The organism is Bacillus sp. CR71, from assembly GCF_003429245.1.
In the GTDB taxonomy this organism is placed as follows: domain Bacteria; phylum Bacillota; class Bacilli; order Bacillales; family Bacillaceae_G; genus Bacillus_A; species Bacillus_A thuringiensis_S.
Genome location: NZ_CP031748.1, coordinates 5,544,640 through 5,558,722, shown reverse-complemented (window position 1 = coordinate 5,558,722; position 14,083 = coordinate 5,544,640). Strand labels below are relative to the sequence as shown.

Sequence of the window (14,083 nt, the reverse complement as noted above, 5' to 3'; positions counted from 1 at the left end):
CCCCCCCACTGATTAAAGTTTCACTTTATTAGGAGGTATTACGATGATTAAGTTAATTGTAAACGCAGATGATTTCGGTCTTACAGAAGGTACAAATTGCGGCATTATTGATGGGCATATAAACGGACTTGTAAATTCAACGACGATGATGATGAATATGCCAGGAACAGAGCATGCGGTACGCTTAGCCAAAGAGTATGAAACGCTAGGAGTAGGAGTACATCTTGTATTAACGGCAGGAGAACCACTTCTTGGAGACGTACCATCACTTGTAAGTAGCGATGGATTGTTTCATAAACAAGGTGTCGTAAGGGAAGGAAATATAAATCCAGAAGAAGTTGAGAGAGAGTGGACTGCTCAAATTGAGAAATTCCTATCTTACGGATTAACACCAACTCATTTAGATAGTCATCATCATGTGCATGGTTTACCGATTTTACATGATGTTCTTGAGAGATTAGCGGCTACATATAATGTTCCGATTCGTCGTTGTGAGGAAGATAGAGCGGTGCGCCCATTTTCTGATGTGTTTTACAGTGACTTTTATGCGGATGGTGTGACGGAAGATTACTTTGTGAAGTTAAAAGAAAGAGTACAAGGTGAACAAACGGTAGAAATTATGGTTCATCCAGCTTATATTGATCCAGAGCTTGTGAAGCGTTCTTCTTACGTAATGGATCGTGTGAAGGAATTGCGTATTTTAACAGAGAGCGAATTACCAGAAGGAATAGAGCTTGTGAAGTTTTAATAGAAAAACGACGGCTACATCATGCCGTCGTTTTTTATTTATAAAATGGATAGAGCACATCCGCCAAATGCCCCGAGTATAACGATAACCCAAGGTGGTGTTTTCCAAAAAGCGAGCAAGCAAAATAGAAGAGATGCAAAAACAAAATCTACAGAGTTCATAATTGTGCTTGTCCAAATAGGATCATAAAAAGCTGCTAGTAAAATACCGACAACAGCTGCATTGACTCCAAGTAGTGCGCCTTGTATGAATGATATTTTTCTCACGCTGTTCCAAAATGGTAAAACACCAATAACGAGTAAGAAAGCAGGGAAGAAAATTGCAATTGTTGCGAGTAATGCCCCAAGCGTCCCGTTTAACACTGCTCCTATATAAGAGGCGAATGTAAACAGTGGTCCTGGTACTGCTTGTGTTAATCCGTATCCAGCTAGGAACTGTTCTTTCGTCATCATTCCGTTTTGTACGAACTCACCTTCAAGAAGAGGCAGCACGACATGTCCTCCTCCAAATACAAGTGCGCCAGAGCGATAGAAACTATCAAATAAAGCGATGTAATAAGAGAACGGTCTTAATATTGGTAGCAGTAGTAATAGTCCAAAGAATAAGACGAGACAAGAAACTGCTATCTTTTTTGAAATAGGTACTTTTATATGTTGAGATTGGCTAATTGGTTGGTTGCGATATAACAACCAGCCGATAAAGCCACATATTATGATGAGGGTGACTTGTGTCCAACTACTTGGCCATAATAAGGCGATTGCGGCAGTTACAATCGCAATCGTTGCACGATTTCGATCTGGAGTTAACTTCCGCGCCATTCCCCATATGGCATGAGCGACAATAGCGACTGCTACAAGTTTTAGTCCATGAATCCAGCCAGCACTTCCAAGATCGAACTGATTAAGGAATGAGGCGAAGAAAACCAAAACAAGCACAGACGGTAAAGTGAATCCAATCCATGAAATAATAGCTCCTAATAGCCCGCCCCGTAATAATCCAACCCCCATACCGACTTGACTGCTGGCAGGACCGGGAAGGAATTGACATAGTGCTACTAAATCTCCATAGCTTCGTTCATCCATCCATTTTCTTTTTTGCACGTATTCGTGGTGGAAATAGCCGAGATGAGCGACAGGACCGCCGAATGAAGTAAGTCCTAATTTAAATGAGACGAGAAAAATCTCTAATAATGTATGAAAAGTGTATTTGTTAGTTTTCAATGGAACCTCCTATAATGTTTTTCTATGTGCATTATACAAGAGACTTTCAATCTACAGGAACAATTACAATGTAAAGATTTTGTGAATCTTTTCTTTGTAATTAAAATTGAAAAAGTCATAAATGATTATGTCTAAACCATAAAGTAGTAGAAGTAGTGCTGGGAAATTTATATAAGGAGAATGCCTTATGACAACACATTTCTTTGCCAGGTTAACAGGTAAGAGGGAAGTGCCTCCTGTAAATACAGAAGCTTTTGGGGTAGCAGAGTTTATTTTTAGTGATGATTTAACGAAATTGCATTACAGAGTCATACTAAAAAATATAGAAAAGGTTACATCGTGTCAAATTCATTTAGGGAAGTCTACTCAAATTGGTCCTGTTGTTTTATATTTGTATGGTCCACTGGAGCAAGGTATTAGCTTGAACGAGGGAAGCATTACTGGTGTAGTGAATGTGGAGGATTTTGAGGGACCTTTACAAGGGAAATCATTTGTACATTTACTTCAAGAAATTATTCAAGCAAACGTATATGTTAATGTCCATACGAAATCACAAAAAAGAGGAGAAATAAGAGGGCGAGTTAGAAAAGTAAAGAAATAGAGGAAAAGGCTGTCCATATGTTGGAACAGCCTTTTCTTCTTAATATAAGGTGCTAGTTTTAGCGATTATTGTCGGTAAAGCGATATATTTTGAAAATCGCTGATATAACTCGCGTTACGGTCGATATTTTTAAAAACTGCCTCGATTAATTTTTCGCAGGCTGATTTTTAATAAAGAAGTCCATAACGTAAAATACTTCGTCATCAGGTATTTGTATTTCAAATGTATTTTCAATTGGTTGCAATGCTTTTTTTACTTTCATATACATCCAGTATTCATCTTGTCTTCTTTTCTCTTTATCAGGATGAGGAAGAAGGCTTTCTCCTTTTTGAAGACGGTCAACCATACAGCTCATATGCAGAATAACGCCCATTAAGCTATCAGGAGTTAGCTGTAAGGAAATTAATTCTTGAATTGTATTTAATGCGTAACGAATTGTTTTGATCAGTAATGCCCCATCGTTACGCTGCATTTGTTGTTCAAGAATATCCGCCATTTTTGCATATGTTTCTTCATACGTAATTAATTCTTGAATGGGCTGAATTACTGTGTAGTTTACGATGTCTTGGAAATGATATGTTAAGCACGGCACTTGCACATCGAAATTCGTGACGATACAAATGATGTTACGCTCTTTTTTTATGTTCTCAATCATTTTCGTTAAATCTTTTTCATGGACGATACTAATCGGAATAATTTCAATTAAGTCTTTATCAAATCTTAAATAGTTTTCTAACATTTTTTGAATAGCTAAAGCACTTCCTTCACCAGTTAAACAAGCTGTTAAAATAACAGATTTCATTGGAGAGAGAGGTTTTTTCTTTTCTTCTTGTACGTTTAAGTAAAATGGTGTTAAATTTTTTACTGTTTCATACAGCGCATCTAATGAATAACCGAGCTGAGCTTTTCGAGCTGCTTCTAGTGCATGTGGTGTGCTCGTCATCGAGAGAACACGTACAGGGATTTTGAACTCCGTTTCTAATATGTCACCGATATAAGCAAGTGACCCCATATCAACAAGTAAGAGAAGCCCATTTACATTTTGTAGTGTTTTCATATACACTTTCACACGTTCCAAGAAATCTTTCGGTGATTCGTGTAACGGCATATCAATACCGGTTACTTCCTCAATGCCGAGAAGTTCGTTTGCAACGTTTGCCATTTCAGTTGCGATGCCATTACCGTGTGCTAATATTAATACTTTTACTTCTGTTTGTGAGGCAGGAATTGGATCAACAACGAAGAACATTGTTAAAAAGCCAGCTTCATCAATAGGCATTGTTATTTGTAATTCTTCCTCCAGTAGTTGAATGCATTGCATAGCGACGGAAAAAGCTTCTTTATATTTCGTACGAATTTGATTTAATTGTGGGTGATGTATTTGTTTTCCGCTTTGTAAACGTTGTAGAGTTGTCTGTACATGTAAACTTAAAGCGAGAAATACTTTTTCATCAAACGTCTTAGATAAATGCTTTTCAGCAAGTTCCGCTATTTTTTCACATACGGAAACGATATTACGATCCACAATTTTAAAAACATTTTCATGGCTTGTTTTTTTGGATATTTGGTTAAAATATTGTACGAAAAAGCTTTGAACATCATTTTCTATTAGTAATTCTAATTCTTCCTCTTCGATACCACGGGCTTGAAGTTCTTCGTATTTATAGTCAATATAATCGTAAATAGAAGAGCGTTTTTCATCTTCTGTTTTATGATTACTCCAACCTTCCTCACCTGTAAATACAAATGTTTCATTTGGTATTTGGTATAAGTGACGGCTCTTCCTTTCAATGAACAACCCTTCTTTCATATACCAAGGTAAATCTGTACTTGAAACATAGACAGAATCACGTTTCTTTGTGACCAAATCAGAATAGGCTTTCGCACAGGCAATTTGAACATCTGTTTTTAATTGACCAATGTTATTGGGACAATTATAAAAGACGAAAGCACGCATTGCATTTGGGCTAACGTGAATGTCTTTTCGCAGACGAATTGCTTCATTTGTGAAAAATAGCTGTAGTAAAGCAAAGCGCTCTTTATGTGTACGCTCACGAAGTGGTGGCAGCGTAACAGTCATCGGTATACGTCTTGTAAATGTTTTTAATAAAAATGAATTTGGTTCTTCTGTTGTTGCAGTAATGATTAATACTTGTGCTTTACGTTCGTTCTCTGTTTCTCCAAGGCGGCGGTACACTCCGCGGTCAATAAAGGTGAAAAGCATTTCTTGTCCCTCTGGAGGTAGGCGATGTACTTCATCTAAGAAAAGAATTCCTTCATGTGCTTTTTCAATTAATCCTTTTTGATCACTTGCTCCTGTGTAAGCTCCTTTTTTAATCCCAAATAATTGCCCGAGTAGTAGCTGTGGATTATTTGCGTAATCAGCACAGTTAAAGACGATAAATGGTGCATTTTTAGGAAGCTGTTCAACTTCAATTGCATATTCGTGCATTAAAGAAGCAAACATAGACTTTCCGACCCCTGTTTCTCCCAGTAGTAAAGTATGCATACCGTTTGGAGGATAGAGCATAGAAGCTTTCGCTTTTTCAATTGCGATTTTAAGGCTCGTATTTTCAATTGCAAATGTATCTAATGAAGTTACTTCTTTTGAATGCGTTTCCAACGAAGTGTTCGTTTCTATGTAAAAACGAACAGGTCGCGTATTTGTTTTTAATAAACGTTTATCTTTTACAAGTTTGTTTAAGTCGCTACTTACATTGGCGCGATCTAGTTGCAACAGGGTAGCTAGTTCTGATGCGGTTACACCTTCTGTATAATTGCCTTCTTGTATTGCGTTAAAAATGAGATCTATTCGTTTCATTTCTATTCACCTCGAAACTTCATCACTATTTAAAATTTTACACAAAAATGGGAAGGGTGGGAAGAGAAAAATAAAACAGCTTTAGCACATAGGCACTAAAGCTGTTACAATCTTGTGTCTTTCCAAAAATTTACCTTGAGATGAGAAGAAGGATTATAGGGAAGAAGTTTGTATCCTTGTGACTGTAAATAATCAATTACTTTTGGCAGTATTTGTACGGTTACACTCGAATCATGCATTAAAATGACTTCTACTTGTTCATCACTTTGATTACGTACTCTTTCGAGTATGGCAGAAGGATTGTCATAGCTTTTCCAGTCGTATGTATCGATTGTCCAATCCCACATTTTATACTGGGCCGATACAAGTGCGTCACGGTAATTCTTTTTTAAGTAAGGCATACTACCATATGGAACGCGAACGAGATGTGTATTTAATTTCGTAACTTGCTGGACAATGCTTTGTGTTTGCTCCATTTCTGCAATTAAAGTGGAAGGGTCACCAGTGTAAAGGCGTTTTACATCATGTGACATGCTGTGGAGACCGATATAATGTCCTTCTTTAATTAATCTTTGCATCGTTTTTGTGTAATGTGGCACTTTTCCGCCAATAACAAAGAAAGTTGCTTTTCCGTTCTTTTCTTTTAAGATGTTTAAAATTTGTGTAGTATATTTGTTTGGCCCGTCATCAAATGTTAAGTACGCAATTTTTTGTGTAGGAGAGGTCGTTTCAGTATTTGGATGATATTCAGCAGGAATAACAGTTGTTGCTTCAGTATTAGATGATGCGTACATAGTAATGGTTAAAAATAAAATAATACATTGCAATACTCGCTTGATCATAACATTCACCCTCAGTTTGACAATCAAGATGTAAAAAGAAAACTTGATACGTTTCTTATTATGTATATCTTTCTCCAATAGAGGAACTCTCAAACAATCTATATTTTGGAAATGTAAAATAATGAATAAAAAAATAGCATCCTCTTATAAGAAAGAGGGTGCTATTTGAATATTTCATAATGGTAAAGGCTATACTACAATTAGTCTTCGCGTTTTTTCACTTTTTTATAAAAGGAAATAAGTGGTTTGTAACGTTCATGTACAAGCCCGATTATTTCAGCAATGATCTCTGTGAAGAAAATCAAAGCGAAAAGAAGAATAATGGATAACCATAACGTTGCACTAGTGAAAATAATGGCATTTACACTAAAGAAAATACCGAATGCGTATATTATTAGTACCGTTTTGCGATGAGAGAATCCCATTGCAAGTAAGCGGTGATGTAAATGCGATTTATCTGGTGCTGAAATAGGTTTTTTATTTACGATACGACGGATGATTGCAAATATCGTATCAAATATAGGTACACCTAAAATGATAATTGGAACAATAAAACTGAATAACGTTACACTTTTGTATAATCCAAGTAACGATATAACAGAAATACAGTATCCTAAAAATAGTGCTCCTGTATCTCCCATGAAAATTTTTGCTGGATGGAAGTTGTAGAATAAAAATCCAATTGTACTTGCTAATATAATTAATGCGAGTGGCAAGATAATCGCTGTTCCAGTACCCCATGGGCTAGTGAAGGCCATATATGCTAGCGTTGCAAGTACGATAGATGAAATCCCAGCAGATAATCCATCTAAGCCGTCAATTAAGTTGATTGCATTCGTAATACCTACAAGCCAAAATACTGTAATTGGATAAGCAAGCCATCCAAGTTCAGTATCCCCAAGGAATGGGATATATAATACTTGCACTAATAATCCACTTTTTACAATCATAATGGCAACTAACAGTTGTCCACCGAATTTTACTCTCGCAGATAACTCGTACATATCATCTAAAATTCCGATGATTACAATGATAATCGCACCTAGCGTTATCGATAACATTCTTTGCTCATATAAGCCGCCGACAACAAATCCTACAGCTACACCGATAAAGATTGCTAACCCGCCAAGACGTGGCATAATCTTTTGGTGCACTTTACGTGCGTTTGGCTTATCTGTCGCTCCTATTTTAAAAGCTAATTTAATAACTAAAGGAGTAACGACGAGTACAGTGATGAAAGATGCCAAAATGGCATAAATCACTTGTGAGTCCATTAATACCCCACCCTTTATAGTCTAACGTAATTTTTTTTTTGGAAATATATTTATCTGAAAATTATGATGTTTATTTACAGGCTCATAACATATGGTATCACAAAAAGATTAGAATTCAATCTTTTTTTCTTTTTACGGTTAATGGAAGCGGATAGAATATATGACAATTGTATATAGAATATTGAATCATATAAGAAGGTTAATCGTACTGGACTTTGGAATATGACATTTCCTCTTTTTCTTCGATAGTGAATACTTTTAGTTCAGTATTATAAGTGTTACACGTAGAAATGAGTAAGTCTCGTGTTAAAATGTGGGAATTTATCTGGAGTGAGCTGGTAACTGGATTCCCAATGATTAAGTTTCACTTTATATTATAGTGCATTTAATTTTACAAAAACTTTAAAAAGAATGAGGGAAGTAATTCATATAATGAAAAAGGAAAAGAGTTTTCTCATTTTTAATGTGAGAGGGGGAAGCGCAGGGAGAATTCTATATTTCATATCTTTTCTATTGTATATTCCTGTGCGAAAAGGAAATGAAAATTACGATAGTAGGTACTGGATATGTTGGATTGATTACAGGAGTAGGATTGGCAAAGTTGGGGCATTCAGTTACATGTTTTGATATAGATGATGAGAAAATTGAACGGATAAAACAAGGGGATTTACCTATTTATGAGGTTAGATTACATGAATTAATAAATCATGCATATGAGAATAATGCTTTAACTTTCACATCAAATAAAGAAGAGGCGTTTGAGGATGTAGAGTTTATATTTATTGCAGTTGGAACACCACCTTTATTAGATGGGACGGCGGATTTAACATATATTCAGAGTGCTTGTAATGATATTGGAGTATATGCGACGAACGATATTATTGTTGTTACGAAAAGTACAGTTCCAGTAGGTACAAATGATGTAATGAAAGGATGGATTGAGGAGGAGTTAAAGGGGAGATATACATTACATATCGTATCGAATCCAGAGTTTTTGCGTGAAGGTTCAGGTATTTATGATTTCTTTCATGGAGATCGTATTGTAATTGGAGCAGATAGTGAGGAAGTAGCAAGAAGAGTAAAGAGTTTGTATAGCGAATTACGCTTAGAAACGTATGTTACAGATATTAAAAGTGCAGAGATGATTAAATACGCGTCGAATGCCTTTTTAGCTACAAAGATTAGTTTCATTAATGAAATTTCAAATATATGTGAGAAGGTAGGCGCAAATGTATTGGATGTTGCTAAAGGGATGGGAATGGATAAGAGGATCGGTGCATCTTTTTTAAATGCAGGTATTGGATACGGGGGATCATGTTTTCCAAAAGATACGAAAGCGCTGGTGCAAATTGCGGGAAATGTTGCTCATGATTTTCGTTTGTTAAAAGCGGTTATTGAAGTAAATAATAAGCAACAACTGCTATTGATTGAAAAAGCGAAAAAAGTCATGAACATGAATAAAAAGCGGATTGCAGTTCTTGGCGCATCCTTTAAACCGAATACGGATGATATTAGAGAGGCATCATCTCTTATTATAATAGAAGCATTAATTAATATAGGTGCAGATATTGTTCTTTACGACCCAAAAGCAATTCAATATGTGAAAAATATATTTGGAGATGCTATACAATATAGTAGATGTATAGATGAATCGATTAGAGATGCGAGTGCGGTTTTTATCGTAACAGAATGGGAAGATATTCAAACTTATCCGTTAGAAAAGTACGTACAACTTATGAGGGAGCCTATTTTATTTGATGGGAGAAATTGTTATACTGATGAAGATGTTAAGAAACAAAAGATAGATTATTACTCGGTGGGAAGAAAAAGTATTTGTAATAGAAAAGTTTCTGTTATGCGTTAAAAAGGGATGTACTCATACATATTTTTATATGTCATAATAGAAGCTGTAATTAGTGAAAGAAAAGAGGCAATCACATGACTGAACGTTTAAAAGTAATGACAATTTTCGGGACACGTCCAGAAGCAATTAAAATGGCACCTCTTGTATTAGAGTTGCAAAAACACCCAGAAAAAATTGAATCGATTGTGACTGTAACAGCACAACATCGCCAGATGTTAGACCAAGTATTAAGTATCTTTGGAATTACGCCAGATTTCGATTTAAATATCATGAAAGACCGCCAAACTTTAATTGATGTTACAACGCGTGGCTTAGAAGGTTTGGATAAAGTAATGAAAGAAGCGAAGCCGGATATCGTACTTGTACATGGTGATACAACAACAACATTTATTGCAAGCTTAGCTGCTTTTTATAATCAAATTCCAGTAGGTCATGTTGAGGCGGGCCTTCGTACGTGGGATAAGTATTCTCCATACCCAGAAGAGATGAATCGTCAATTAACAGGTGTAATGGCGGATCTTCATTTCTCACCAACAGCAAAATCAGCAACGAACTTACAGAAGGAAAATAAAGATGAGTCACGTATTTTCATCACAGGAAATACAGCGATTGACGCGCTACAAACGACTGTAAAAGAAACATATAGTCATCCTGTACTAGAGAAACTTGGAAATGATCGTCTTATACTTATGACAGCTCACCGTCGTGAAAACTTAGGTGAACCGATGCGTAATATGTTCCGTGCAATTAAGCGTCTTGTTGATAAGCATGAAGATGTACAAGTTGTGTACCCTGTTCATATGAACCCTGTTGTTCGTGAAATAGCAAATGAAATTTTAGGTGAACATAACCGTATTCATTTAATTGAGCCGCTAGATGTAATTGATTTCCACAATGTTGCAGCTCGTTCATACTTAATGTTAACGGATTCTGGTGGTGTACAAGAAGAAGCTCCATCACTTGGGGTACCAGTTCTTGTTCTTCGTGATACAACAGAGCGCCCTGAAGGTATTGAAGCAGGTACGCTGAAATTAGCAGGAACAGACGAAGAGACAATCTTTGGTCTTGCTGATGAGTTGTTATCAGATAAAGAAGCTCATGATAAGATGGCGAAAGCATCTAATCCTTACGGTGATGGTCGTGCATCAGAGCGTATTGTAGAAGCAATTTTACAACACTTTAATAAGTAAATAAAAAAGGCCCAATCGGATAGATTGGGCCTTTTTGTTATGGCTGATTGCGCATAATCCACTCTGCATGAGCATTTGTAGAAGGTGGCGGATCAGTTGGTGTTTTATTTTGGTTTGTTTCTTTTTTTGTTTGTTCGTTAGAACTTGAATTTGAATCAGGATTTGAGTTGTTTTTTGTAGTTGGATTTTTTGCTTTTTCTCCTAATTCTTTTTCAATTTCGTTACGCACCGTTTCTACACTGATTGGATCTGGAAGGAAGTAATAAATACCGCCTATCTTTTTGTCTTCGCCTTCAAGCTTTAACGTTTGCATTGTAGAAGGATCAAATCCAGAAATTTTATTGTAAAGAGCAAGTCCGTCTGAAATAGGAATGTCGGTTTTTATATATTTTCCAACGACAGCCGTTAAATCTTTAATTTTAAATACAGTAGATGTGGAGTTTAGTTTATGAGCAACAGCGGCCAGTAATTGTCTTTGTCTAGCAGCTCGACCATAATCGCCATTTGGATCTTGCTTTCGCATACGGACGTAAGCAAGTGCTTCTTCACCGTTTAAGTTTTGTTGTCCTTGCTTAAATTGAATTTTTTTGTAGTAATCCACGTCAGAGCGCTCCCAGAAATCGAAGGGTACGTCAACAGTAACACCGCCAACAGCATCAACGATACCTTTAAAGCCTTGGAAATCAATTTTAAGATAATGGTCTACAGGAACTTTTAGAAAGCCTTCGACAGTTTTGATTGCCATTTCTTCTCCGCCGTAAGCATGGGCAGCGTTAATTTTGTCTTCTTTATTTTTACCAACAATTGTAACTCGAGAATCACGAGGAATACTCATAAGTGAAATCTTTTGCGTTTTCGGGTTGACTGTTGCAAACATTAATGAGTCTGTACGACCATTTTGACCGTCTGTCGCATAATCTTCTATACCCATAATGAGAATTGTAAAAGGTTCCTTTGTAATTTCTACATCTTTGTTTCTTAAATCCGATTTTTCACGAGTAAAACCACTATACATCCCCATAAGAGAAGAGTAAGAATTTAACACATAAACTCCTATACTGCCAAATAAAAATGCGAAAATAAGGAAGAAGAAAAGTTTCCTTCTTCGTTTCTTTTTTATTCTGCTATTTTGGAGATGATAATAACGTTCTTCCATATATAATCTCCTTAGTTCGTTAGTTCATTTGTAGGGAAGTAATTCACTACATTAATCTTTAAAGGTGATAAAAGAGTTATGCTTAGATAACATCTTGTTCTAAGTACAACATATCTCCTTCTGTAATTGTACATTTCCCGTTTGTTAATTCAATCATCCAATCTGTAAAGGCTTGTTTGCCGTCTTCTTCAACATACGTATCAAATGTGACATTTTCTAGATAATGTATATCTTTAATGGCATATTTTGAATTGCGTAATTCATTTTCCACTTTGCCAAGTAATGTGTAATCAATCTCGGTTTGCATCACACGCATTAGTTTTCGCTGGACAACACCGACATGATTAATGCCTTCGCTTGTACACTTTCCATATGCACGAATTAATCCACCTGCGCCAAGTTTAATGCCACCAAAATAGCGTGTTACGACAACAACGGTATCTTTTAGTCCACGTTTTTTAAGTACTTCTAGCATTGGTACGCCAGCTGTACCGCTAGGCTCGCCGTCATCATTTGCTTTTTGAATATGATCTTGTTCGCCAATTAAATAAGCGGAACAATTATGTGTTGCATTCCAATGTTGTTTTTTTATTTTTTGTATAAATTCTTGAGCCTCTTCCTCAGTCGTTGCTCGGCTAATATAACAAATAAATCTTGATTTTTGAATGACGATTTCGTGTTCGCCGTAGTCTTTGATTGTTAAATATTGTAATAGCACTTGTATACGCCCCTATCTATCAAAATGACTAGTACTTTCCATTTTAAAAGCGAGCCTTTTTATATTCAAACATTTTTTCTAAATACGTTGAAGTTTTTGGTGATTATTTTATCTTTTTGTTGTAATTTGTCGAGATGGTGAGTATAATTTCAACCGGCATTTCCCTGTATGGATGCACCATTTGTAGTTTTCGTGTAAAATTAGGAAATAAAACTTTTTATAAGGCAGGTACGAAAATGAAAATAGCTATTGTTACTGATAGTACAGCATATATACCGAAGCAAATTCGTGATGAACTCAATATATATATGATTCCATTAAACGTTGTGTTTGGAACAGAATCTTATCAAGAAGAAGCTGAAATTTCAGCAGATGATTTTTATGTGAAAGTACGTGAACAAGAGGAACTTCCAAAAACTTCTCAACCAGCAATCGGAAAGTTTGTTGAGCTATATGAAGAACTAGCTAAAGATTATGATGCAGTTATTAGTATTCACCTATCAAGTGGAATTAGTGGTACATATCAAACATCAACAACAGCTGGACAGATGGTAGAGGGTATTGATGTATATACGTATGACTCTGAAATTAGTTGTGAAGTACAAGGATTTTATGTGCGTGAAGGTGCAAAGTTAGCAAGTGAAGGAAAGAATCCAAAAGAGATTATCGCTCGTTTTGATGAAATGAAGAAAACGATGGACGCCTATTTTGTAGTTGATGATTTACATCATTTGCAACGTGGTGGTCGATTAAATAGCGCGCAAGCTTTCATCGGCAGTCTGTTACAAGTGAAGCCAGTTTTATATTTTAGAGATAAAATCATTATTCCGTTTGAAAAGATTCGTACACGTAAAAAAGCATTAAAACGTATCATTGAAATTTTTGATGAGCAAGCAAGTAAAGGTGTACCTATGGAAGCAGTTATCATTCATGCGCAACGTGAAGAGGAAGCGAATGAATGGAAGAAAGAATTAGAAGCAAAATATCCTCACGTCACAATTCGTACAGGTTATTTTGGAGCTGTAATTGGTACGCACTTAGGTGAAGGTGCATTAGGTCTTGGATGGTATACGAAGTAATAAAGATATAAAAAGCTCTCTTTTTAAGAGGGTTTTTTTACGGGTATGTTACGTTTAGTTGACAAGTTAATATTTGGAAATGGTAAAATGTACGTAAAATAAAATAATGAGGAAAGTTTTATAACTTACTTTTTACAAGAAACTATATTATAATAGAAGAGAGGTGAAACATATGGAGCATAATTCTTGTTTATGTCCAAAGTTTGAGTCAGCTTTTACTTTGCTTAGTAAGAAATGGACTGGCTTAATTATTAAATCTTTGCTTGAAGAGTCGAAACGTTTTAGAGAAATCGCAGATATTATCCCAAATATGAGCGATCGTATGTTGTCAGAGCGTTTGAAGGAATTGGAAAGCGAGGGCATTGTAGTTCGTAATGTTTATCCAGAAGTACCAGTTCGAATCGAGTATGGCTTAACTGACAAGGGAAAAGCGTTAGAAAGTGTTATGGATGAGGTCCAAAATTGGGCTGAGAAATGGATGAAGTAGCATTTCATTTGTATTCGTATATTTAATAAAACGTAAGGGATTCCTTACGTTTTTTCTTTGTTCACAGAAGTGAGAAAAGTATA

General features: G+C 35.9%; 12 protein-coding genes. 6 read left to right on the top strand and 6 right to left on the bottom strand.

Annotated elements, in window-relative coordinates:
* The first annotated feature begins 43 nt into the window (after positions 1–43).
* Complete coding sequence (gene chbG, locus DOS87_RS28225) at positions 44–748, top strand: chitin disaccharide deacetylase (protein WP_000593447.1); 705 nt, start codon at positions 44–46, stop codon at positions 746–748.
* Positions 749–786: 38 nt separating this feature from the next.
* Here the strand turns inward: chbG and DOS87_RS28220 are convergent, their stop codons facing one another.
* On the bottom strand, positions 787–1,968 hold the full coding sequence (locus DOS87_RS28220) for a chromate transporter (RefSeq protein WP_000856217.1): 1,182 nt from the start codon (positions 1,966–1,968) through the stop codon (positions 787–789).
* A 187-nt stretch (positions 1,969–2,155) separates the two neighbouring features.
* Between DOS87_RS28220 and exsM the strand changes: the two genes are divergently transcribed.
* On the top strand, positions 2,156–2,569 hold the full coding sequence (gene exsM, locus DOS87_RS28215) for an exosporium regulatory protein ExsM (protein ID WP_000207046.1): 414 nt from the start codon (positions 2,156–2,158) through the stop codon (positions 2,567–2,569).
* Between the two features lie 145 nt (positions 2,570–2,714).
* Here the strand turns inward: exsM and DOS87_RS28210 are convergent, their stop codons facing one another.
* The 3 genes from DOS87_RS28210 to DOS87_RS28200 form a co-directional block, all read right to left on the bottom strand.
* Entirely contained in the window at positions 2,715–5,390 is a 2,676-nt protein-coding gene (locus DOS87_RS28210; protein WP_000820955.1) for a sigma-54-dependent transcriptional regulator, read from the bottom strand.
* A 104-nt stretch (positions 5,391–5,494) separates the two neighbouring features.
* On the bottom strand, positions 5,495–6,232 hold the full coding sequence (locus DOS87_RS28205; RefSeq protein ID WP_000597185.1) for a polysaccharide deacetylase family protein: 738 nt from the start codon (positions 6,230–6,232) through the stop codon (positions 5,495–5,497).
* 200 nt (positions 6,233–6,432) lie between these two features.
* On the bottom strand, positions 6,433–7,506 hold the full coding sequence (locus DOS87_RS28200; protein ID WP_000378320.1) for a glycosyltransferase family 4 protein: 1,074 nt from the start codon (positions 7,504–7,506) through the stop codon (positions 6,433–6,435).
* Positions 7,507–8,044: 538 nt separating this feature from the next.
* Between DOS87_RS28200 and DOS87_RS28195 the strand changes: the two genes are divergently transcribed.
* Positions 8,045–9,370 (top strand): UDP-glucose dehydrogenase family protein, encoded by a 1,326-nt coding sequence (locus DOS87_RS28195; protein WP_000704926.1) that lies wholly within the window; start codon positions 8,045–8,047, stop codon positions 9,368–9,370.
* A gap of 74 nt (positions 9,371–9,444) precedes the next feature.
* Positions 9,445–10,560 carry a non-hydrolyzing UDP-N-acetylglucosamine 2-epimerase gene (wecB, locus tag DOS87_RS28190; protein WP_208730162.1) on the top strand — a complete coding sequence of 372 codons (1,116 nt, stop codon included), beginning with the start codon at positions 9,445–9,447 and terminating at the stop codon, positions 10,558–10,560.
* Positions 10,561–10,597: 37 nt separating this feature from the next.
* Here the strand turns inward: wecB and DOS87_RS28185 are convergent, their stop codons facing one another.
* Positions 10,598–11,716, bottom strand: a complete 1,119-nt coding sequence (locus DOS87_RS28185) for an LCP family protein (RefSeq protein ID WP_000392802.1) — start codon at positions 11,714–11,716, stop codon at positions 10,598–10,600.
* A gap of 82 nt (positions 11,717–11,798) precedes the next feature.
* Entirely contained in the window at positions 11,799–12,434 is a 636-nt protein-coding gene (locus DOS87_RS28180; RefSeq protein WP_000926669.1) for a YigZ family protein, read from the bottom strand.
* 236 nt (positions 12,435–12,670) lie between these two features.
* Between DOS87_RS28180 and DOS87_RS28175 the strand changes: the two genes are divergently transcribed.
* Together DOS87_RS28175 and DOS87_RS28170 are read left to right on the top strand one after the other, a co-directional pair.
* Complete coding sequence (locus DOS87_RS28175) at positions 12,671–13,513, top strand: DegV family protein (protein WP_000684725.1); 843 nt, start codon at positions 12,671–12,673, stop codon at positions 13,511–13,513.
* A gap of 172 nt (positions 13,514–13,685) precedes the next feature.
* Entirely contained in the window at positions 13,686–14,000 is a 315-nt protein-coding gene (locus tag DOS87_RS28170; protein ID WP_000400857.1) for a winged helix-turn-helix transcriptional regulator, read from the top strand.
* Positions 14,001–14,083: the final 83 nt, after the last annotated feature.